This window comes from Streptomyces fractus (genome assembly GCF_049844455.1).
GTDB classification, from domain to species: domain Bacteria; phylum Actinomycetota; class Actinomycetes; order Streptomycetales; family Streptomycetaceae; genus Streptomyces; species Streptomyces fractus.
The window spans coordinates 1,233,537-1,255,188 of sequence record NZ_JBMYHI010000002.1; the positions used below are offsets into that span (position 1 = coordinate 1,233,537).

Genomic DNA, 21,652 nt, shown 5'->3' on the forward strand with positions numbered 1-21,652 from the left:
TGCCCGCGGGCTGTCGGCGGGTCACAGGGATATGGCGCCGGTGAGCAGCGCCGCGGCGGTCATGACGAGGGTCGTGCCGAAGGCCCAGCGGAAGATGAAGCGCTGGTGTTCGCCGAGTTGGACGCCGCTCATGCTGACGAGGATGAACGTGGACGCGGTCAGTGGGCTGAGCGGGAAGCCGGTGGTCATCTGGCCGAGGATGGCGGCGCGGGCGATCTCGGCCTGGTCGGCGCCGAAGCCGGACGCCGTGTGGGAGAGGACGGGCAGCACGCCGAAGTAGTAGGCGTCGGGGGTGAAGGCCAGGCTGAGCGGCATGCCGGTGATCGCGACGATCGGCGCGAGGTGTCCGCCGAGCGAGTCCGGGACGACGGAGACGAGGGCCTCGGCCATCTCGGAGATCATCTTGGTGCCGGTCAGGACGCCGGTGAACACACCCGCCGCGAAGATCATGGTCGTGACGAGGACGACGCTCTTCGCGTGCTTCTCCAGGAGCGCCTGCTGCGCCTCCCAGCGCGGGTGGTTGACGACGAGCGCGAGGGCGAAGGCGACCGCGAACAGCACGGGCAGCGGCATGACCTCCAGGACCAGTGCCACGATCAGGACGACGGTCAGCAGGGCGTTGAACAGGGTCAGCGGGAGCGGCGGGCGGGTCGCCTCGGGCACCAGCGGGGTGCCCGGGCCGTCGCCCACCACGCGGGCGGTGTCCGCCTCCGACTCCACGCCCCGGCCCTCGCGCTGGGCCGGCACCGCGCCGAGGCGCCGGCGCTCGCGGCGGCCGATCCAGTACGCGGCGAGCAGTACCCATACGATCCCGCAGGCCATCGCCGGCAGCACCGGCGTGAAGACCTCCGAGCTGTCCAGCTTCAGCGCCGCCATGGCCCGCACCGTCGGCCCGCCCCACGGGATCATGTTCATCACACCCGCGCCCAGACACACCACGCCGGACAGTACGAGCGGGCTCATGCCCAGGCGTTTGTAGACGGGCAGCAGTGCGGAGACGGTGATGAGGAAGGTGGATGCCCCGTCACCGTCGAGTGACACGCACATGGTGAGGACCGCCGTGCCCACCGCGATCCGTGCCGGGTCGTTGCGGGCGAGCCGCAGGATGGCGTTGATGAGCGGGTCGAAGAGTCCGGCGTCGACCATCAACGTGAAGTACAGGACCGCGAAGGCGATCATGATGCCGGTCGGTGCCACCGTGTTGAGACCGTCGAGGATCATGCCACCCATGTCACCGGCGAACCCGCCGACGAGGGCCGCGAGGACCGGCAGCAGCACGAGAGCCACCAGGACGGAGACCCGTTTGGTCATGGTGAGCAGAAGGAACAGGCCGATCGTCGTAAATCCCAGCGCTGCCAGCATGGTCGTCGCTCACCTTCTCGATCGGCGTGTTCTCGCGGATGAGTGTCGGAGCGGCGGCGTATCGGCGTCCAGCATCAAACCGAGATCTATCCATGCGGTTACCGCATCAAAGGCGGGGGCGGGCGCGTAGGGTCCCTCGCCATGGACAGCACTCTGCGTCAACTCACGGCCTACGCCGCCGTGGCCCGAGCCACCAGCTTCACCGCGGCAGCGACACACCTACGTGTCTCCCAGTCCTCGCTCAGCCGCGCGGTGGCGGATCTGGAACGGCAGTTGGGCGCCCGGCTCCTCGAACGCGACACCCGAAATGTGGAGTTGACCGCGGCCGGGGTCGAGGCGCTGCGCATAGCCGAGCAGATCGTGAACGCGCACCGGTCCGGCATGAAGGAGCTGGAGCGCTTCGTGCTCGGCGAGGCGGGGACGGTCGCCGTGGCCACCCTGCCGTCGGTCGCCGCGGTGCTGCTGCCGCAGGTGATCCTCGACTTCCGGCGGCGGTGGCCGCAGGTGGCGGTGCAGCTCATGGACGGCCTCGAGCAGTCCGTGCTGAGCCGGGTGCTGTCCGGGGACGCGGACTTCGCGATCACCACCGGCGAGCCGTCCGGGCAGCTGGAGCACCGGCCGCTGGTGCGCGACCGGTTCGTGGCGGTGCTGCCGCGGGAGCATCCGCTGGCCGATCGCGCCGAGGTCACGTGGGACGAGCTGGCCCGCGAGCCGTTCCTGGCGGTCGGCCCGGACTCCAGCGTGCGGCGCCTGACCGATGCGGCGTTCGCCCAGATCGGCGCGGGGGCGGCGCCGGCCGCGGAGGCGGGCAACGTCGCCACCGTCGGCGGACTCGTCGCGGCGGGCCTCGGGGTGGCCGCGATGCCCGCACTCGTCCTGCCGCTCCTCGGCACGGGTCCCTTCGTGCACCGGCCGCTGGTCGAGCCGACCGTTCACCGCCGCCTGGACATCGCCGTACGCGCCCGCCGTCCGCTCCCCCGAGCGGCCGACCGCTTCCTGGAGACGCTCCAGGAGTTCCGGGCACGACGGCACGAACTGCCGCACGGCGTCACGTGGGCATGAGCCGGACCACTCCACCTACTACCTACGCGTGCTACCTACGCGTGCTACCTATGCGTGCAACTTATGCGCACAACGCAAGGATTGATCGCTCTTTAATGCTGGACGCTCATGCCGATGGCTCGGCAGGCTGGGGTGAGCCTCACGGCAGGCACGGCAGGTACGGCAGACACGGCAGGCCGTGGGAAGCGCGGCAATCGGGCGTGCGTATCGGGGAGTTGGGGAGCACAGTGGTGGTGTCGATCAAGGATCAGGGAACCGGCGGCCGGGGCCAGCTACAGGGCCTCAAGGTGGTCGAGTTCGCGCATGTGGTGGCGGGCCCGCTGGCCGGTTCCATGCTCGCCGACCAGGGCGCGGACGTCGTACACGTCGAGCCGCCGGGTGCCGGGGACGCCGCGCGGGCCATGGGCCCGAAGAAGGACGGGCAGCCGCTCTGGTTCAAGGTCGCCGGGCGCAACAAGCGTTCCGTGACACTGGACCTCCACCAGGAGTCGGGGCGCGAACTGGCCCAGCGCCTCGTCGCGTGGGCGGACGTCGTGATCGTCACCCTGCGCAACGGCCGGCTCCGCTCCTGGGGCCTGGACTGGGAGTCCGTGCACCGCCTCAACCCGAAGGCCGTGCTGTTGCAGATCTCCGGCTTCGGCGCCACCTCGTCGCGCGCCGACGAGCCGGGCTTCGGCAAGGTCGGCGAGGCCCGCAGCGGCGTCGTGCACCTGACCGGCTTCGCCGACTCCCCGCCGGTGCACACCGGCTTCTCCCACGGCGACGCGGTGACCGGCCTGATGGGCGCCTACGCGGTGCTCGCCGCCCTGCACCGCCGCGACAACGACCCGGAATTCGACGGCGAGTGGATCGACCTCGCCCTGTTCGAGCCGCTGTTCCGCCTCGTCGAGTGGCAGGTCATCGTGCACGACCAGCTCGGTACGGTGCCGGAGCGCACCGGCAACCAGCTCGCGGTCGCGCCGGCCGCCGTCATCAACACCTACCAGTCGCGTGACGGCGAATGGATCACGGTGACATCGGCGACCCTGCGCTCGGTCCGTAACGTGGCCGTACTGCTCGGCCACGACGAGGCCGACTTCGCCACCACCGAGCAGCAGTTCGCGGGGCGGGCCGAGCTGGACACGGGCCTGCGGGCGTGGGTGGCCGAACGCACGGCCGCGGAGTGCCTGGAGGCCTTCGCGGAGGCCGAGGTCGTCGCGTCACGGGTGTTCAACGCCGCCGACATCGCCGCGGATCCCGTGTACGCCGAGCGCGAGGACATCGTCACGGTCGACGACGCCGACCTCGGTCCCGTACGGATGCAGTCGGTCATCCCGCACTTCCGGCAGCGCCCGGGAGCGGTCTGGCGGACCGGACCCGCGCTCGGCCAGGACAACGCCCTCGTCTACGGGGAGTGGCTCGGCCTGGGCGAGGACGAACTCACGGATCTGGAGAAGCACGGTGTCGTCTGAGCTGCCGCCCGAGCCCCTGTCGGCTTCCGCCGCGCGGGCGCACCGTCCCCCGCTGCGCTCGCTGCTGTTCGTGCCGGGCAACAAGACCACGGACTGGCTCCCCAAGGCCCGTGCGGCCGGCGCCGACGCGGTCGTCCTCGACCTGGAGGACGCCGTGCCCGAGGCCGACCGGGCGGCGGCCGTGCGCCAGGTGACCGAGGCGCTCACCCGCCGGGCCGCCGACGCCTCCCCTGCCGGTCCGGCGCTGTTCGTCCGGGTCAGGGCGCTGGACGGCTGGGCGGCTGCCGAAGAACTGCGTACGGTGTGCGGCCCTGGTCTGAGCGGCGTCCTGCTGCCCAAGGTGTCGGGGCCCGACGACGTCCGGCTCGCCGACCGGATCCTCGGCTGGTGCGAACGCGAACACGGGCTGCCGCAGGGCCAGTTGGCGCTGGTCCCGCTGCTGGAGACGGCCGGCGCGCTGCGCGACGCGTACGGCTGCGCGGCGGCCGCCACCGACCGGGTCGCGTACCTGGGCGCGGTCACCGGGGCGGGCGGCGACGTCGAACGCGCCGTGGGCTACCGGTGGAGTCCCGAGGGCCACGAGACGCACGCGCTGCGCGCCCGTGTGCTGCTCGACGTACGAGCGGCGGGCGCGCCGCATCCGGTGGCCGGGCTGTGGACGCGGACCGGCGACCTCGACGGCCTGCGCGCCTTCGCCGAGCAGAACCGGGCGCTCGGCTACACCGGCATGCTGGCGATCCACCCCTCCCATGTCCCGGTCATCAACGAGGTGTTCGCCCCGGTCGCGGACGAACTCGCCCGCGCGGCACGGTTGATCGCCGCCATGGAGGAGGCGCAGGCGCGGGGCGTGGGCGCGGTGGCGTTCGAGGGGGAGATGGTCGACGAGGCGATGGCGGCGACGGCCCGCGCCCTGCTGAATCGGCACGTCTGACCGGCTGCGAGGCCCTCTGCACCGGCCGGTTCGTGGGCCTTTCAGCTTCCCTCCCCCGACGGCTTCCGCCCCTCAAGCCCCCGCCAACGCCGCCGCAGTTCGTGGGCGGCGGCCTTGGGCTTGCGGTCTCGCGTGAAGACACCTTTGCGGTTGCCGTCGACGCGGTGGATGCCGTGCGAGGTCTGGAAGTCGGCGAAGTTCCACACGTGTTCGCCGACGACCGCCTCGATGCGGTCGAACGCCCGGTGGCTCGCGGCGAGACAGGCGGACTGGTACTCCTCCGTCCACGGCTGGTCCCACACCGAGTGCAGACCCGCCATGGTGTCGGCGCCGTACTCGCTCATGACGAGCGGCTTGCGGAACCTCTCCGCCCAGCCGCGCAGGTCGTTCTCCATGTACGTCTCCGCGGCGGCCAGGTCGCCGGTGGCGATGTACCAGCCGTAGTACCGGTTGACGCAGATGACGTCGAAGAGCTCGGCGATGCGGTCGTTGTCGGACGTCGCGAACATCACGGCGGCGTAGGTGACCGGGCGGGTGGTGTCGAGTTTGCGGGTGAGTTCGACGAGCGGTTCGAAGTATTCGCGGGCGCCCTCCTCGTTGGAGGAGGGTTCGTTGGCGAGACACCACATCACGACGCTGGGATGGTTCTTGTCGCGGGCGATCAGCTCGCGGATCGCCTGGGCGTGGGCGGCGCGGGTGTCGTCGTTGAAGGTGTCGGGCGAGAAGGTGGGGCGCTGCGGAGCGCCGGTGAGGCCGGCCTCGACGGCGAGGTTGAGGCCGACGGCCGCCGTCTCGTCGATGACGACGATGCCGTGCCGGTCGGCGAAGTCCATCACCTCCTCGGCGTACGGGTAGTGCGAGGTGCGGAAGGAGTTGGCGCCGGTCCACCGCATGAGCTGGAAGTCGTGGACGAGGTAGGCGTCGTCGTGGCCCTTGCCGCGCACGGCGGTGTCCTCGTGCTTGCCGAAGCCGGTGAAGTAGAACGGTTCGCCGTTGATGAGGAACCGGGTCCCGCGCACCTCGACGGTGCGCACACCGAACGGCTGGCTGTACGTGTCGAGGACCGTGCCGTCCGCGTCCACGATCTCGGCCTCGAGTTCGTAGAGGTACGCCGCCCCTGGGCGCCAGAGTGTCACGCCGTCGATGCGCAGACTGCCGCCGGCTCCTTCGCCCGCCGCGACCTCGACGCCGGTCGCGTCCCGCACCCGGACCCGTATCGTGGCGCTCTCCCCCGCCTCGACCTCGTACTCGACCGTGCCCGTGGTGCCGTCGAATCCGGTGACGACGGCGATGTCCTCGATGGCGACCGACGGCACACTGTAGAGCCACACCGAACGGGCGAGCCCGGCGTAGTTGTAGAAGTCGTGCAGGTACGTCTGCTTGCGGCGGCCGCTCTGGTCGACGGTGATGCGGCCGGGCGGGATCGTGGTGTTCGTCAGCTCGTTGCTCACGCCGATCGTGAGCCGGAACTCCCGTCCGGCGGCGGCGTGTTCGGTGATGTCGGCCTCGAAGGGGGTGTAGCCGCCGACGTGTTCGGCGACCAGGGCGTCATCGACGTACACCCGCCCATGGTGTGTGGCGGCGTCGACGCGCAGGATCACCCGGTCGCCGGCCCACCCACGCGGTACGCGGACCGTGCGCTGGTACCAGACCCATCCCACGTGGTCGCGGATCGCGCTGTCGGTGAACAGGTCGTTATAGCTGGCGGGGACGGCGGCTTCGAGTGGTGTGTCGAGCGGCCCGGCCCACGGGCGCTCGCCGGCGGTGGCAGCGGTGGCGAACCGCCAGAGGCCGTCAAAGTTCACGAGTTCGCGGGTGGCGGTGGCACGCGGCTTCAGCATGGGGCCCTTTCATTGGGTTCCGGAACGCCGGGTGTGCGGGGGTGTCACGGACGGCCGCGTCGCGCGACCCCGCCCAGCCACGCGAGGCTCGGCTTGGGCCGGCGCTCGAACGTCTCGCGGTCGACGGCGATCAGGCCGAAGGTCGGTTTCCAGTGGCCCCACTCGTAGTTGTCGAGGGCGCTCCAGTGGAGGTAGCCGCGCACGTCGATGCCGTCGTCGACGGCGGCGACAAGATGGCCGAGCGCCTCGGTGGTGTAGCGGATGCGCTGGGAGTCGTCGGCGGTGGCGATGCCGTTCTCGGTGACCAGGACCGGTACGCCGCCGGTGGCCTCCCATGCGTGCCGCACGGCGATGCCGAGCGCGTCGGGCCGGTACGCGTTGCCGGTCAGGGTCGTGTCGGGGCCCAGCGCGTGCGGGAGGATGCCGTTCTCGTCGACCTCCTGGCTGGAGTATGCCTGGACGCCGATGAAGTCGTCGCCGCGCGCCGCTTCCAGGTACAGGTCCTCGCGGACGTACCGGATGTCGCGGAGCCGCTGCTCGTTGCCGGGTGTCGCGGTAAGCGCCTGGCAGGCGACCGTCCAGCCGACCGCCGCGTCGGTGTGCTTCTTGAGGATGTCGCGGGCGGCGTGGTGCGCCTCGCCGAGCAGCCGCCCGACCGTCGGATCGGGGTCGGGCAGGACGGGGCGCGCCGCGCCCTCGACGGTCGGGCTCATCCACTTCTTGGCGCCGCCGCTGCCCAAGCCTCCGCCGCTGTCCGCACCGCCATCGCCGTCCGCGCCACCACCGCTGTCCGCACCGCCATCGCCATCCGCGCCACCACCGCTGTCCCCTCCCCCGCCCCGCGCCTCCATCAGGCGGCGCATCATCACCATGATGGCCAGCATGTTCGGCTCGTTCATGGTGCACACCCAGTTGACGCCGTCGAGGATTCCGGCGACCGCCTGTACGTAGTGCGTGAACCGGTCGACGGCCCGGCCGCTCGTCCAACCGCCCTCCTGCGCGAACCAGTTGGGGTTGGTGAAGTGGTGCAGCGTGACGACGGGTTCGAGGCCGAGGTCGCGCGCGGTGTCGATCATCCGCCGGTAGTGGGCGAGTTCGGCGCGCGAGACGTGTCCGGGCACCGGCTCGACGCGCGCCCACTCGATGCCGAAGCGGTAGGCGGTCAGCCCCGCGTCGGCCAGCAAACGCATGTCCTCGGCGTAACGGTGGTAGCTGTCGACGGCGTCGCCGCTGCGCTCCATGCCGGGCATGAGGTGTTCGCTCGCCCAGAAGTCACTGTTGAGGTTGTTGCCCTCCACCTGGTGCGGAGCGGTGGCGGCGCCCCAGAGGAATCCTGCCGGCAGCTGAGTCATCGTCAATTCCCTTGCGTCGGGCGGGGACGGTTCCTTCTCGATCAAGCGGGACAGTTCCCTCCGGTCCAACCATTACCACTCGGTTGGTTTTCGTCCGGAACGTAAGCCGCGGGGCGCCCGGACGGGAAGAGCGCGGTCCCACTTCGTGACCAGAGCGTGACCTGCCGGGCCGCCGGGGTCGTCACCTTGCGCTCACGACCACGACGGGACACACTCCGACCGAAACACGAGAGGAACCGCAACGTGACCGACGCAAAGCCCCGCGGGCCGTACGCCAAGACGGCGGCGCGGCGCGCCGAGATCGTCCGGGCGGCCCGCGACAGCTTCGCGGAGCACGGGTTCACGAAGGCCTCGCTGCGGGACATCGCCGAGCGGGCCGGCATCACCCACGCGGGGCTGCTGCACCATTTCCGCAGCAAGGACGAGCTGCTCACCGAGGTGCTGGCCGACCGCGACACCGAGGAGTGGCAGCACGGCCTCTCCAAGGTCGGCACCATGGACGAACTCGGCCCTTACCTGGGTGACCTGCTGCGACACCACCAGCGGGCACCCGAGCTGATGGCACTGTGGATCGAACTCGCGGCGGCCGCCGCACGCCCTGACCACCCGGCACACGAGTACTTCGTCCGGCGCTACGACGCGGGGCGCGAGCATTTCGTCGAGGGCATGCGCGAGAAGGCGGAGCGCGGTGAGCTGCGCGAGGGGGCCGACCCCGAACACGTGGCGGTCCTCCTTCAGGCCGTGCTCAACGGCCTGCAGTTGCAGTGGGTCCTCGACCGGGACCTGGACATCGTCGGCCCGGTCCGCACGTTCCTGCGGATGGCCTTCGACGCGGACGGGGCCTGAACACCCGCCCCCTGACACCGCGGCCCGCGGTCGCTCAGTCGGCCTCGGGCCGGTCCTCGTCCGTCGGGGCGATGACCGCCTGCATGAAGATCTCCAGCAGGCGCAGCGGGTCGTGCGAGGGGTCGAGCAGCGTCTGCATCCGCAGGCCGTCCATCATCGCGAGGACCATGACCACCTTTTCGTCGGCGGTCAGGTCCGGGCTGTCGTACGACGTGCGCAGGGGGCCGCTGCGGAACCGGGTGCGCATCCGCTCCCGGCGCCCGGCGAAGAACGCGTGGGCCGGGTGGGCCGGGTCGGTCGCGGCGATCGCCAGGGCCAGCCAGTTGCGCTGGTACTCGGGGTCCGCGAACTCGTCGGCCAGCACGGCGCCGAGCACCGCCGCCTGGGCCACGCCGGACGCGACGATGCGGGCAGCCTGCTCCTCCTCGTCGGCCTCCCGCTGCGCCAGCGCAGCGAGGAGAAGCTCCTCCTTGCCCGAGAAGTGGCGCAGCAACGCGGCATGGGTGACACCCGCACGGGCGGCGATGTCGCGCAACGAGGCGCGCTCGTAGCCGTGTTGGGCGAAGCTCGCGAGCGCCGCCCTGACCATCTGCAGCCGCCGCGCGGGCGTCGTCGCGTACGGGCCTCGGCGGCGGGTGCCGGGGGTGGAACTCATGGTGCCTCCTGCGCCGTGGCCGCGGGGCCGGATGCGTACGAGGGCGTGCGCGGGGCTTGCCCTCCCTGTCGACCGGGAGTTTAATCTCGCTCGAAAAGTATCCACCCTGGTTACATTCTGGCGCCACACGTTCTCGAACCGCTCTGACAATGGAGTCACCGTGCAGGACGAGGCACCCTCCACCGGCCGTCACATCGACGCCACCGGCGCAGCACCGCCACCGACCGCGACCGAGCAACCGGCCGATACCGGGCCGCAGTTGAAGCCGGTCGACCGCGGTTATCTGCTCTGGATGACGGCCGCCAACTTCGGCGTCGCCATGGCGTACATCCTGCCGCTGTCGTACACGCTGGCACTGCGCATCGACCAACTGGCTCCCGGCCGCGAGGAGGTGCTCGGCTACGTCACCGGCACCGCCCAGGTCGTCTTCCTCCTCGCCAGCCCGCTGATCGGCGGCTGGAGCGACCGGACGCGCAGCCGCGCCGGGCGCCGACGCCCGTTCCTGGTCGGCGGCAGCGTCCTGGGGCTGCTGGCTCTCATGGGCATCGCCGTGGCACCCAACCTCCTTGCTATCGGCGCGTGTTGGGTGCTCGCGATGCTCGGCTGGGCGACGGCTTCGCAGGCGATCCTCACCGTTCAGGCCGACCGTATCCCCGAGGAGCAGCGCGGCCGGGTGTCCGGCCTCACCGGTCTCAGCGGCCAGGTCGGCCCGGTCCTCGGCATCGGCCTCGCCGCCGCGCTCCCCGGCACCTTTCTGGTTTTCGTCGTGCCGGGTGTCCTCGGCATCGCCCTCGCGGTGATGTTCGCCCTGCGCGGCCCCGAGGCGGACGCGCGCGGGCTGCCCGCGGCGGCGTCGGTGTCCGTGAGGCAGATCCTGGCGAGTTACGTGTTCAACCCGCGCCGCCATCCCGACTTCGCCTGGAACTGGCTGGGCCGCTTCATCTTCTTCATGGGCCTGTACTTCAACACCACGTTCAGCACCTTCTTCTACTCGCAGCGCCTCGACCTCCCGGTGAAGGAGGTGGCGGGGGCGGTCGCGACCGTCGGCATGGTGGGTGTGCTCGCGGCGATGGCGGGCGCGGTCGGCGGCGGGTTCCTGTCGGACAAGCTGGGCCGCAGGCGGCTGTTCACGCTCGTCGGCGCGTTGCTGTTCGTGGGCGGCGCGGTGGTCGAGGCTGCCGCGCACTCCTTCCCCATGCTGATCGCGGGTTCCGTGCTCATGCAGCTGTCCATCGCCGCGTTCAGTTCCGTCGACTCGGCGATCGTGATGGCCGTGCTCCCCGACCGCGCCGAGGCCGGCCGGTACATGGCCGTCGTGCAGTTCTCGCAGAAGATCCCGAGCGCGCTCGCGCCCCTGCTCGCCCCGTTCATCATCACCTTCGGGACGGCGGGCGACGTCAAGAACTACACCGCGCTCTATCTCACCGGAGCCGTGTTCGCCCTGATCGGCGGCCTGTTGATCTTCACGCGGGTGCGGTCCGTCCGCTGAGCCCGCCCACCGACCGGGAGAGACATGTACGACCAGGCACCACACCATCTGCGCACGGACAGCGGCTCCCACCTCGCCTGCGGCCCGCGCCCCCACCTGTCGTGGCAACTCCCCGAGGGCTGGCCGCGGCAGGAGGGGTACGTCATCGAGGCACACGTCGACGGCGTCGCCCTGGCACCCGTCGCGGCCGCCTCGCCCCGCCATCTGTACGTCCCCTGGCCCTGGCAGCCGCTGCCGAGCCGGGCACGGGTCGGCTGGCGGGTGCGCGGCCACAAGGACTGCGGCGACGTGTCGCCGTGGTCGCGGGTCGCCGAGTTCGAGGTGGGCCTGCTCGCACCGGACTGGACATCCCACTGGATCTCACCGCCGGACCAGGACCCGGGAACCGTACACATAATGGAGGGCTCCTTCGTCCTCGACCGGCCGGGAGTCAGGGCCCGCCTGTACGCCACCGCGCTCGGCATCCACGAGGTGTACGTCAACGGCCGGCGGGTCGGCGACACCGAACTCGCCCCCGGCTCCACGTCCTACGCGGAGACACTCCACGCCCAGGCCCACGACCTCACCGCGCACCTGCGCACCGGCCGCAACGACATCGAGGTCGTCCTCTCCGACGGCTGGTACCGGGGCAGGTCCGGGGCCTGGCGCAAGCCCGCCCGGTGGGGCACGCGGACGGCGGTGCGCCTGGAGGTGCACGTCGAGCACGAGGGCGGAACGTGGACGACCGTCGGAACGGGTCCCGCATGGTCGGCGCGGCCGGGCACGATCGCCCGCGCCGACCTGATGGACGGCCAGACGACGGACTTCCACGCTCCACGCCCCGGATCATCAACCTCCGTAGTGGTCGGTGCAGTTGAGGCCCCGCCGATCGACTACTCCCCCGCTCCCCCGGTGCGCCGGATAGAACAGCTCGCCCCGGTCGCCGTCACCCGCACCGCTCCCGGCACCTGCGTCGTCGACTTCGGGCAGAACGCCTCAGGCCGGGTCCGGCTCACCGACCTGGGCCCGGCCGGCACCCGTACGGTCATCGACCATGGCGAACACACCACGCCTGACGGTGATCTGACGACGAGTCACCTCGACAGCTCCCGCCCCGGCGAACCCCCGGTCCCGTTCGTGCAACGCGACGAGGTCGTCTCCGGCGGATCGCCGGACGGCCACTTCGAGCCCCGGCACACGCTCCACGGTTTCCGCTACGCCAAGGTCCACCGGGACGACGGCGCCGAACTGGCCCCCTCCGCGATCTCGATGCAGGTCGTCCACACCGATCTGCGCCCCACCGGGACGTTCTCTTGCAGCGTCCCTGACCTCACGCGCCTGCACGACGTCGCGCGCTGGAGCTTTCGCGGCAACGCGGTCGACGTACCGACCGACTGCCCCACCCGTGAACGGCTCGGCTGGACCGGCGACTACCAGATCTTCGTGTCGACGGCCGTGCGCCTCTTCGACGTCGACGGTTTCTCCCGCAAGTGGCTGCGCTCGGTGCGCGACGACCAGCTCCCCGACGGCCGCGTCGTCAACTCGTCGCCCGACCCGAATCACCTCAGGCGGCACCCCGACGCGATGGTCGACCACATCACGGGCTCGGCCGGCTGGGGCGACGCGATCGTGCACGTGCCGTGGGTGCTGTACGAGACGTACGGCGACGACGTGGCCCTCGCCGAGAACTGGGACGCGATGGTCCGCTGGGTGGAGTTCGCCCTGACGGCGGCGCGCACCAAGCGGCACCCCTCACGGGTCGAGCGCTCCGAAGTGCCGCTGCCGCACGAGGAGTTCGTCTGGGACGGCACCTTCCACTGGGGCGAGTGGTGCGAGCCGAAGCGGCGGGCGGCGGACGGCACACTCATCGACCCCGTGGCGAGCGACCCGATGGGGTGGTTCATGGCCGACAAGGGCGAGGTGGGCACGGCGTACCTCCACCGCTCGGTGCGCACACTCGCCGCGATCGCCGGTGTGCTCGGCAAGGACGATGCCGCGCGCCGCTACGGCGCTCTCGCGGGCCGCGTCCGCGCGGCCTGGCGCACGGAGTTCCTCGACGCCACGGGACGTACGACGGCGGACACCCAGGCCTCGTACGTACGCGCCCTCGCCTTCGACCTGGTGCCACCGGAGCTGCGGGACGCGGCGGCCGACCACCTCGTGGCGCTCGTCCACGCGGCCGACGATCACCTCGCCACCGGCTTCCTCTCCACGGCCGACCTGCTGCCCGTGCTCGCGGACACCGGCCACGCCGACGTCGCGTACGCGGTCCTGACGCAGCGCACGGAACCGTCCTGGCTCGCGATGCTCGACCGGGGCGCGACCACGATCTGGGAGGACTGGAACGGCGTCGACGCCGACGGTCACGCCACCGCCTCCCTCAACCACTACAGCAAGGGCGCCGTCGTGCGCTTCCTGCACACCCACACGCTCGGCCTGCGCCAGGCGCCCGGGTCGGTGGCCTGGGAGTCGTTCGTCGTCGCGCCCGTGCCGGGCCCCGGCATGACGTGGGCGTCCGGCTCCTTCGACGGCCCACAAGGTGCCATCACCGTCAACTGGTCCGTCGACGACCAGGACACCTTCAGCCTCGACGTGGAGGCGCCCGCCGGATCGACGGCGACCCTCGCCCTCCCGGACGGCACCACCGTCACCGCGGGCCCCGGCCCCGTACACGCACACTGCGAACTCCCCACCCACCACACCGAAAAGGACACCACCCATGCCCGTGCCTGACGCCTCCTCACACTCCCTGTCCGACCTCATGAGCCTGCGCGAGCGCTGCGTCGTGGTGACCGGTGGCGGACGCGGCCTCGGCAAGGCCATCGCCGCGCGCCTCGCCGAGGCCGGGGCCCGCGTACTCGTCGGCGACGTCGACGCCGGTTCCGCGAAGGCCGCGGCCACCGAACTCGCCGACCGGTACGCGACCGAGGTCCTGGGGGTGCAGATGGACGTGACGGACCCGGACACCGTGCGCGACGCCGCGGACCTCGCCGTCCGGCGCTGGGGCCGGCTCGACGCGTGGGTCAACAACGCGGGCGTCTACCCCAGCGTCCCGATCGCGGAGATGGACGACGCGACCTGGGACACGGTGTTCGCCGTCAACGCCCGCGGCACCCTCGCCGGAACCCGCGAGGCGGCCCGCGTGATGCGCGCGGCCGGGCAGGGCGGCGTCGTCGTCAACATCTGCTCCACCGCGGGCTTTCGCGGCAGCGCGCCCGGCCTCGCCGCGTACGCCGCCTCCAAGCACGCGGTGCGCGGCCTCACCCGGCAGAGCGCCCTTGAGCTGGCGCCGCACGGCATCCGCGTCCTCGGCGTGGCCCCGAGCTACGTCCCCACGGAGGGCAACCAGCTCGCCGCCGCCGCGGCGCCCGTCGTCCAGGAGGACAGCGCGCCACTCATGATGACCAGCCCGGCCGGACGCATCGGCACGCCCGACGACATCGCCCGCGTCGTGTACTTCTGCGTCAGCGACCTGTCGACGTACATGACCGGCAGCACACTGCTCGCCGACGGAGGCACCACGGCCTGAGGCCCGTGGCGTCGGGTCAGCCCTTGGGGAACGCGGCCACGGTCCGGGCGATCTGTGTCCGCAGATCGTCCAGGTCGTGATCGGGGCCGAGGACCATTCGCCGCAGCTGCGGCACGGCGACGCTCCAGCTCGCCAGCGCGAGGGTGAAGAACACGCGCGCGCGAGCGTCGTCGTCGGTGTCGCCCGCCTGCGCCGCCCGCACCTTGTCGCCGTAGTGCGCGGTGCGTTCCTCCTCCGCCGGGACAGGACCGTTTCCCACCTCCAGCGCTTCCCACATCACCAGGCGCAGGGCCTCCGGGTGAGCACGGTGGTAGTCGAAGAGCCGCTCGGCATAGCCGGGCAGGTCCTCGGAGGGCGGGACCGCCTCGGCCAGCTCCGCCAGCCGGCGTTCCAGGACCACGGCGAAGAGCTTGTTCTTGTCGCCGAAGTAGTCATAGATGGCCCGCTTGTTCGCCTTGGCCGCGGTCGCGATGCGGTCGACGCGCGCCCCGGCGACGCCGTGCGCCGCGAACTCGGCGGTCGCGGCCGCGACGATGCGCTGTTTCGTCGCTGCGGAGTCGTATGCCATGCCTGTGATGGTAACGAAATGGTTCGTTTGACCGGCGGAGGGCGGCGTGCGAGGCTCGGGGACAGCATTCGAACCAACCAGTTCGTTCGCGACCCGGCCCACGCGAACGGAACCCGCAGGAGTCACGCGCCCCCATGCCCCCGAACGCCCCATCTCCCACACCGGCCCTCACCCGCAGGCTCCCGCTCCTCATGGCGCTGGCCTGCGGTGTCACCGTGGCCAACGCCTACTTCCCGCAGGCCATCACCCCGCTCATCGCCCAGGGCTTCCATGTCTCTCAGGCAACGGCCGCGACCCTCGCGACGGTGACGCAGCTCGGTTACGCCGCCGGGATCTTCCTGCTCGTCCCGCTCGGGGACCGCCTCCCGCGTCGCCCGCTGATCACCGTGCTGCTCGTGGTCACGAGCCTGGCCCTCCTGGCCGCGGGGCTCGCCCCGGCCACCGGGCTGCTGCTCGCCGCGGGCGCCCTGGTCGGCCTCGCGACCGTGGTGCCGCAGATCCTGCTGCCCATGGCGGCGGGCCTGGTCGAGCCCGAGCGGCGCGGCAGCGTGATCGGCACCCTCCAGGCCGGGCTCATCGGCGGCATCCTGCTGGCCCGCGCCTTCGGCGGCGTACTGGGCGAGCACCTGGGCTGGCGCGCCCCTTACCTGATCGCGGCCGCACTCACCGCGCTCCTCGCCGTCGCGCTCGGGCTCCTCCTGCCTGCCACGACACCGGCCGCCCATGACCGCCGCTACGCCGCACTCCTCGCGGACACGGTCCACCTGCTGCGCACGGAGCGGGAGTTGCGCCGGTCCGTGCTCTTCCAGGTCACGTTGTTCGGCGGGTTCAGCGCGGCCTGGACAGCGGTCGCCCTGCTGATCACCGGCCCCCGGTACGACATGGGCACGCAGGCCGTCGGAGTGCTGGCCCTGGTCGGCGCGGCCAGCATGTTCTTCGCTCCCGCGGCGGGACGCTGGGTCGACCGGTACGGCGCGGACCGCGTCAACCTGTACTGCGTCGCGGCCGCGCTCGTCTCCGCCGCGGTCCTGGCCGCCGGCGCGCGGGGCGGGCCCGCGGGCCTCGTCGCCCTGGCCGTCGGGCTCCTCCTCATCGACGTGGCCGTGCAGTGCGGCCAGGTCGCCAACCAGTCACGCATCTTCGCCCTGCGCAGCGAGGCGCACAGCCGCCTCAACACGGGCTACATGACCTGCTCGTTCCTCGGCGCGAGCGCCGGATCATGGCTGGGCACCCGCGCGTACACACACCTCGGCTGGTCCGCGGTGTGCGCGCTCATCGCGGTCGCCGTGGCGGTGGCCATCGCCGCGTATCTCATGGGTGGTCACAGGCGGCCCGCGCCCGTCCGCCCGCTTCCCTAGTCCTCCTTCGCGCCGCGCCGCTTCCGGGCGCGCAGCGACTCCCACTGGCGCAGGCGCTCGCCGATGTGGGCCTCGTAGCCGTTGCGCGTGGGGCGGTAGTACGTCTCGCGGTCCATGTCGTCGGGGAAGTAGTCGGCGCCGGAGAAGCCGTCCGGGGTGTCGGGGTCGTACTGGTAGTCCTTGCCGTAGCCGAGGTCCTTCATCAGGCGGGTGGGTGCGTTGAGGATGTGGGCCGGTGGCATCAGGGAGCCGGTGCGGTGTGCGCTGCGGTTCGCTTCGTTGAAGCCGCGGTAGATCGCGATGGACTTCGGCGCGGTGGCCAGGTAGACCACCGCCTGTCCCAGCGCGAGCTCCCCCTCGGGCGAGCCCAGCCGCTCGTACACGTCCCAGGCCGCCAGTGCCTGCTGGAGCGCCTGCGGATCGGCGATGCCGATGTCCTCGGTGGCGAAGCGGACCAGCCGGCGCGCCACGAAGAGCGGGTCCTCCCCGCCGGTCAGCATGCGCGCCAGCCAGTACAGGGCGGCGTCCGGGTCCGAGCCGCGCAGGGACTTGTGCAGGGCGGAGATCAGGTTGTAGTGGCCCTCCTGCGCCTTGTCGTACAGCGGTGCGCGCTGCTGTACGTGGCGGGCCAGCTCGGCGGTGTCCAGGGGGCGGTCGGTGTCGGGCAGCGCCTGGAGCTGTTCCACGATGTTGAAGAGGTAGCGGCCGTCGCCGTCCGCCATGGCGATCAGGGCGTGGCGGGCCTCGTCGTCCAGGGGCAGCGGCCGTCCGGTGAGCTGTTCGGCGCGGTCCGCGAGGGTGGACAGCGCGGTCTCGTCGAGCCGCTTGAGGACGAAGACCCGGCTGCGGGACAGGAGGGCGCCGTTGAGTTCGAAGCTGGGGTTCTCCGTCGTGGCGCCGATGAGGACGATCGTGCCGTCCTCGACGTACGGCAGGAAGCTGTCCTGCTGGGAGCGGTTGAAGCGGTGGATCTCGTCGATGAACAGCAGCGTGCCCTGGCCGATGTCGCGGCGGCGCTGGGCGGCGGTGAAGACCTTCCGCAGGTCGGCGACGCCGGCGAAGGTGGCCGACAGCGGCTCGAAGACCAGGTCGCTTCGGTCGGCCAGCAGCCGCGCGATGGTCGTCTTCCCGACCCCTGGCGGGCCCCACAGGATCGACGAGGTCAGGCGCTGCTGCGCGACCATGCTGCCCAGCGGGGCGTCGTCGGCGAGCAGGTGGTCCTGGCCGACGACGTCCTTCAGCGTCCGGGGCCGCAGGCGGTCGGCGAGCGGCCGGTGCGGCTCGTCGTCGAACAGCGGCAGCGTTGGTTCAGTCGGTTCCATGAGCCTCTCGCGAGGAGTGTCGGGCAGCGGTGTCCTTACCCGTCCACTCTCGCACCCACCACTGACATCGAGGGTGGCTACGCGGGACCGTCACCGACCGTCGGCACCGGCCGGTCCCGGCGCGGCAGGGTGTCCAGGACCAGCTCGTAGGAGTGCCGCACTCCCTCGGCCACGAACTCCCGGGTGATGCCCCGGCCCGCCCCGACGGAGATCCAGTGCCTCTTGTCGAGGTAGCGGCCCGGTGTGACCGTCGAATACTGGTTCCGGAGCGTGTGTCCGTGGTCGGGCTCGCATTTGACCGTGACGATCTGGTCGTTCGGGTCGTCGGTGACGATGAGGAACACCTTGCCCGCCACCTTGTAGACATCGAGCTTCTCCACGAAGGGCCGGCCGTGGGTGACGCCGGGAAGGGCGAGAGCGGTGTTCCGCGCGGTCTCCTGCAACCGGTCGCCCGCGGCGGTCATCGTGTCTCCTGCGCGAGCTGGGCGAATCGGTCACCGGGCGCGAGGGCCATCCAGTGCCTCCTGTCCTTGCGGTGTCCGGATGTGTACTGCGGGCGGTTCGCTCGGTCGCCCCGCCTCCGAGAATCCTCGTTCACCTGCTGCCCGCTTGCACGCCTGGCCAGCCTCTTCACTTGATCGCCCCGGCCCCGATCCCCTTCACGATGTGCCGCTGCGCGAGCAGGTAGAAGGCGATGACGGGCACGATGGAGATCGCGGTGGCCGCGAGCATGATCTGCTGCTGCGGCGTCTCCGCCGAGGAGAAGCTGGTCAGCCCACGCTGGACCGGCATGAGCTTGTTGTCGTCGAAGATGACGAGGGCCATCAGGTACTCGTTCCAGGCGGCCAGTCCCTGGATCACCGCGACGGCCGCGAGGCCCGGGCGGGCCAGCGGCAGGATGACGCTCGCGAAGGTGCGCAGCGGGGACGCGCCGTCGATCGCCGCGGCCTCCTCCAGTTCCGCGGGCTGGCTCGCGAAGAAGCTCCGCATGATGAGGGTCGCCATGGGGATGCCCGAGGTGATGAGGATCAGGACGTAGCCGAGTCTGCTGTTCGCCAGGCCGAGGGAGATCAGCAGCCGGTACTGCGCGAGGAACATCGCGGGCGCGGGGATGACCATCACGGCGAGGATCACGACGGTGAAGAAGTTCTTGCCCCAGAACTCCAGGCGCGCGAGGACGTACCCGGCCATGCTCGACACCACGAGGATGCCGACGACCGCGGACAGCGTGTAGAGCACGCTGTTGAACAGGTACGTCCCCAGGTGTCCCTGGGCCCAGGCCGTGACGTAGTTGTCCCAGTGGAAAGAGGTCGGCAGGAGGCTGTCGCCCGAGAGCAGTTGGTCGAGGGACTGCAACGATCCCGAGAGCATCCAGAGGAGCGGGAGGAGGGCGATCAGTGCCGCGACGACCAGCAGTCCGTACAGGCCGATCAGGTCCGGCCGCAGCCGACGGCGTCGACCGGGGCCGGAACTGCCGCGCCCGGAGGCGGTTTTGGAGGGTCCGGTCGCCCGCTCGCTGCGGGGTGCCGGCGTGAGTGACGTCACCATGTCCGTCCACTTCCTGTCGTCGTCATGCGTGTCGTCACGTGCGTCGTCCTGTGCGTCGTCATGCGCGGGACCGCCGTCGCGAGAGGGCGAGTTGGAGGAGGGAGAGGAGCAACAGGCCCCCTCCGTAGAGCACCGACATCGCCGCCGCCGTGCCGTGCCGATTGTTGGTGAACGCCTCGTTGTAGATGTACAAGGTCGGCACCATCGTGTGGGCGCCGGGGCCGCCGTTGGTGAGGACCTGGACGGTGCCGAAGATCTGCAGCGCGGCGAGGAGGGTCAGCAGGCTGACGATCGACGTCACCGGGGCGAGATGCGGCCAGGTGATGGACCGGAACTTCGCCCAGGGGCCGGCGCCGTCGAGGTCGGCGGCTTCGTAGACTTCCGCCGGGATGTCCTGAAGTCCCGCGAGGAAGAGCAGGAACCCGAAGCCCCAGTGGAGCCAGACGAAGACGGCGGCGACGACGGGCAGGGCGATGGCGGGGTCGCCCAGCCAGTTCTGCTGAAGGGATTCCAGTCCGGCGTCGCCGAGCAGCCGGTTGAGGATGCCCGAGCTCGGATTGAGCACGAACGAGAAGATCAGTCCGACGACCACGACGGAGAGCACGCCGGGCAGGTAGAACACGGTGCGGAAGAAGGTCCGCCCACGTTTGATCCGGTTGACCGCCGTCGCCATCGCCAGGGCGACACCGTTGCCGACGAAGAAGCCGATGACACCGAAGAGCGCCACGTTCTTCATCGACGCCCAGAACGCGTTGTCCTCGAAAACCATCCGGTAGTTGTCCAGGCCGACGAAGGGTGTGTCGGGGCTGACGCCGTCCCAGTTCCGGAAGCTCAGGAGGATCGACTGGGCGAACGGTGTGATGGTGAAGACGCCGATGAGCACGATCGCGGGAGCGAGGAACGTCAGGCCGATGAGGTGGTGGCGACGGCCGCGGGCGGCGGGCGGCTTCCGTGTGGTGTGTACGTGTGCTGTCATCAGCCGCGCTCCTGTGCTTTCTGTACGTCGTCCAGGACCTGGTCGACGGTGAGTTCGCCGAGGACGAGGCTCTGGGAGTCGCGGGTGATCGCGGCGGTGACGTCCGGCGTGAAGGTCTCCGGGAGGATCTGCATGTTCTTGAGTGACTTGCTGAAGCCGGCCAGCTGCCGCGGAACGCGGGCGCCGGCCAGGAGTTCGGGGTTGGTGGGCAGGATGCGGCCCTGCTCGGCGAAGACCTTCTGCTGGGCCGGCTCGGTGAGCCACTTGACGAAGGCGAGCGCCGCCCTGGGGTGCTCGCCCCGGGGGTTGATCACGGCACCCTTGCCGGGGACACCCGGTGAGCGAGGTGTCCGTGTCCCGTCGGGGACCGCGGGGACGGGCAGGGAGTAATAGTCGTCGTAGTCGGGTGCGGTCTTGTAGCCGACCGAGATGCCGGGCGAGGCGTCGAAGATGGCCCCGACGTCATGGGTGTTGAAGAAGGAGGTCTCGGCCTTCGGTGTGTCGTCCTGGCCGCCGGGGACGACACCGTTCGCCAGGACACCGGCCTTCTTCAGGTCGCGGAGGACGCCGAACGCCTTGCGCCAGCCCTCCGCCTTCCAACTGGCCCTGCCGCCGAGGGTCGCGGAGATCTGCTTGTCGGAGAGCCAGTTGGAGGCGAGCGCCTGAATGAGCTGAGGTGTCAGCGATGCGGGAATCGTCATCTTTCCCTGGCCGCCGAGGGCGCCCTTGCCACCCTTGTTGCCCTTGTTGTCTTGGGCGCGCTTCGCGGAGGCCGTCAGCGCGTCGACGAATTCGCCGGTCGTCCTGGGCGGCGCCTGGGCGTCGGTGCCCGTCGCCTTGGGGTCGACGAGCAGGCCGTACGCCTGGGTCTCCCAATGCACGGTGTAGATGCCCGGAGGGACACCGAGGCCGTTGCCCTTGGCGAAGGTCGACATCTTGATGACACCGGGGCTGAAGTTCCTGCCCCACTTGCCCTTGAGTTCCGGTGCGAGGTTCATGGCCCAGCCGGCCTTGTAGTAGGGGGCCATGGAGGACGCGTTGAACGACGAGTAGATGTCGGGCATCGTGCCTGACTGCGATTTGACCTGGAGTTTCGGGAGGAAGTCCGCCGGTCCGGGCGAGTCGATCGCGACGGCGACCCCGGTCTCCCGCCAGTACTGCCGCGCGAGGTGTTCGAGGGCCGTCTGCTGTCCGCGTGACTGGTTGAGGAACGTCAGCTTGATGTGTCCGGCGCCTGCCGTGGTGTCGTCGGTGGACGCGCACCCCTGGAGGAGGAGTGACGCCGCGACGGCCGTGGCGGCGGCTGCGGTCGCGTAGCGACGGTGGCGCGCGGGCCGGGACGGTGGATGGGGCGGCGGATTGGGCGTGGTTTTCCTACGCATG

18 protein-coding genes are annotated in these 21,652 nt (G+C 70.9%); 8 read left to right on the forward strand and 10 right to left on the reverse strand.

Annotated elements, in window-relative coordinates:
* Nucleotides 1-21: 21 nt before the first annotated feature.
* Nucleotides 22-1,362: a CitMHS family transporter gene (locus tag ACP4E5_RS07655; protein ID WP_425826214.1), complete on the reverse strand. Its 1,341-nt coding sequence runs from the start codon at nucleotides 1,360-1,362 to the stop codon at nucleotides 22-24.
* 141 nt (nucleotides 1,363-1,503) lie between these two features.
* Between ACP4E5_RS07655 and ACP4E5_RS07660 the strand changes: the two genes are divergently transcribed.
* The 3 genes from ACP4E5_RS07660 to ACP4E5_RS07670 all read left to right on the forward strand — a co-directional run bounded on the left by ACP4E5_RS07660 (nucleotide 1,504) and on the right by ACP4E5_RS07670 (nucleotide 4,806).
* Nucleotides 1,504-2,424, forward strand: a complete 921-nt coding sequence (locus ACP4E5_RS07660; RefSeq protein ID WP_425826216.1) for a LysR family transcriptional regulator — start codon at nucleotides 1,504-1,506, stop codon at nucleotides 2,422-2,424.
* Between the two features lie 233 nt (nucleotides 2,425-2,657).
* On the forward strand, nucleotides 2,658-3,875 hold the full coding sequence (locus tag ACP4E5_RS07665; protein WP_425826218.1) for a CaiB/BaiF CoA transferase family protein: 1,218 nt from the start codon (nucleotides 2,658-2,660) through the stop codon (nucleotides 3,873-3,875).
* The gene (locus tag ACP4E5_RS07670) at nucleotides 3,865-4,806 is read left to right on the forward strand and encodes an HpcH/HpaI aldolase/citrate lyase family protein (RefSeq protein ID WP_425826220.1); all 942 of its coding nucleotides are present in this window, start codon (nucleotides 3,865-3,867) and stop codon (nucleotides 4,804-4,806) included. Before ACP4E5_RS07665 ends, ACP4E5_RS07670 begins: the two co-directional genes overlap by 11 nt.
* Before the next feature lie 41 nt (nucleotides 4,807-4,847).
* On the opposite strand, the gene uidA is transcribed toward ACP4E5_RS07670, so the two are convergent.
* The gene (gene uidA, locus ACP4E5_RS07675) at nucleotides 4,848-6,647 is read right to left on the reverse strand and encodes a beta-glucuronidase (protein ID WP_425826222.1); all 1,800 of its coding nucleotides are present in this window, start codon (nucleotides 6,645-6,647) and stop codon (nucleotides 4,848-4,850) included.
* Between the two features lie 44 nt (nucleotides 6,648-6,691).
* Nucleotides 6,692-7,999 (reverse strand): family 1 glycosylhydrolase, encoded by a 1,308-nt coding sequence (locus tag ACP4E5_RS07680; protein ID WP_425826224.1) that lies wholly within the window; start codon nucleotides 7,997-7,999, stop codon nucleotides 6,692-6,694.
* A gap of 243 nt (nucleotides 8,000-8,242) precedes the next feature.
* Between ACP4E5_RS07680 and ACP4E5_RS07685 the strand changes: the two genes are divergently transcribed.
* Nucleotides 8,243-8,845 (forward strand): TetR/AcrR family transcriptional regulator, encoded by a 603-nt coding sequence (locus ACP4E5_RS07685; protein ID WP_425826226.1) that lies wholly within the window; start codon nucleotides 8,243-8,245, stop codon nucleotides 8,843-8,845.
* 34 nt (nucleotides 8,846-8,879) lie between these two features.
* Here ACP4E5_RS07685 and ACP4E5_RS07690 read toward each other — a convergent pair whose 3' ends face one another.
* Nucleotides 8,880-9,500: a TetR/AcrR family transcriptional regulator gene (locus ACP4E5_RS07690; protein ID WP_425826228.1), complete on the reverse strand. Its 621-nt coding sequence runs from the start codon at nucleotides 9,498-9,500 to the stop codon at nucleotides 8,880-8,882.
* 160 nt (nucleotides 9,501-9,660) lie between these two features.
* Between ACP4E5_RS07690 and ACP4E5_RS07695 the strand changes: the two genes are divergently transcribed.
* The 3 genes from ACP4E5_RS07695 to ACP4E5_RS07705 are packed head-to-tail and all read left to right on the forward strand — an operon-like array spanning nucleotide 9,661 to nucleotide 14,497.
* Nucleotides 9,661-10,989: an MFS transporter gene (locus tag ACP4E5_RS07695; protein ID WP_425826230.1), complete on the forward strand. Its 1,329-nt coding sequence runs from the start codon at nucleotides 9,661-9,663 to the stop codon at nucleotides 10,987-10,989.
* A gap of 24 nt (nucleotides 10,990-11,013) precedes the next feature.
* A complete protein-coding gene (locus tag ACP4E5_RS07700; protein ID WP_425826232.1) occupies nucleotides 11,014-13,701 on the forward strand; it encodes a family 78 glycoside hydrolase catalytic domain in 2,688 nt (895 codons plus the stop codon).
* Nucleotides 13,688-14,497 (forward strand): SDR family NAD(P)-dependent oxidoreductase, encoded by an 810-nt coding sequence (locus ACP4E5_RS07705; protein WP_425826234.1) that lies wholly within the window; start codon nucleotides 13,688-13,690, stop codon nucleotides 14,495-14,497. The genes ACP4E5_RS07700 and ACP4E5_RS07705 overlap by 14 nt, the downstream gene beginning before the upstream one ends.
* A 16-nt stretch (nucleotides 14,498-14,513) precedes the next feature.
* Here the strand turns inward: ACP4E5_RS07705 and ACP4E5_RS07710 are convergent, their stop codons facing one another.
* Complete coding sequence (locus tag ACP4E5_RS07710) at nucleotides 14,514-15,065, reverse strand: TetR/AcrR family transcriptional regulator (RefSeq protein ID WP_425826236.1); 552 nt, start codon at nucleotides 15,063-15,065, stop codon at nucleotides 14,514-14,516.
* Between the two features lie 134 nt (nucleotides 15,066-15,199).
* Between ACP4E5_RS07710 and ACP4E5_RS07715 the strand changes: the two genes are divergently transcribed.
* Entirely contained in the window at nucleotides 15,200-16,423 is a 1,224-nt protein-coding gene (locus ACP4E5_RS07715) for an MFS transporter (protein ID WP_425826238.1), read from the forward strand.
* On the opposite strand, the gene ACP4E5_RS07720 is transcribed toward ACP4E5_RS07715, so the two are convergent.
* The 5 genes from ACP4E5_RS07720 to ACP4E5_RS07740 form a co-directional block, all read right to left on the reverse strand.
* The gene (locus ACP4E5_RS07720; RefSeq protein ID WP_425826240.1) at nucleotides 16,420-17,745 is read right to left on the reverse strand and encodes a replication-associated recombination protein A; all 1,326 of its coding nucleotides are present in this window, start codon (nucleotides 17,743-17,745) and stop codon (nucleotides 16,420-16,422) included. The genes ACP4E5_RS07715 and ACP4E5_RS07720 overlap by 4 nt on opposite strands.
* A 77-nt stretch (nucleotides 17,746-17,822) precedes the next feature.
* A complete protein-coding gene (locus ACP4E5_RS07725; protein WP_425826242.1) occupies nucleotides 17,823-18,209 on the reverse strand; it encodes an MmcQ/YjbR family DNA-binding protein in 387 nt (128 codons plus the stop codon).
* Nucleotides 18,210-18,375: 166 nt separating this feature from the next.
* Entirely contained in the window at nucleotides 18,376-19,293 is a 918-nt protein-coding gene (locus tag ACP4E5_RS07730; protein ID WP_425826244.1) for a carbohydrate ABC transporter permease, read from the reverse strand.
* A 58-nt stretch (nucleotides 19,294-19,351) separates the two neighbouring features.
* Nucleotides 19,352-20,269 (reverse strand): carbohydrate ABC transporter permease, encoded by a 918-nt coding sequence (locus ACP4E5_RS07735; protein WP_425826246.1) that lies wholly within the window; start codon nucleotides 20,267-20,269, stop codon nucleotides 19,352-19,354.
* A complete protein-coding gene (locus ACP4E5_RS07740) occupies nucleotides 20,269-21,651 on the reverse strand; it encodes an ABC transporter substrate-binding protein (RefSeq protein WP_425826248.1) in 1,383 nt (460 codons plus the stop codon). Before ACP4E5_RS07740 ends, ACP4E5_RS07735 begins: the two co-directional genes overlap by 1 nt.
* Nucleotide 21,652: the final 1 nt, after the last annotated feature.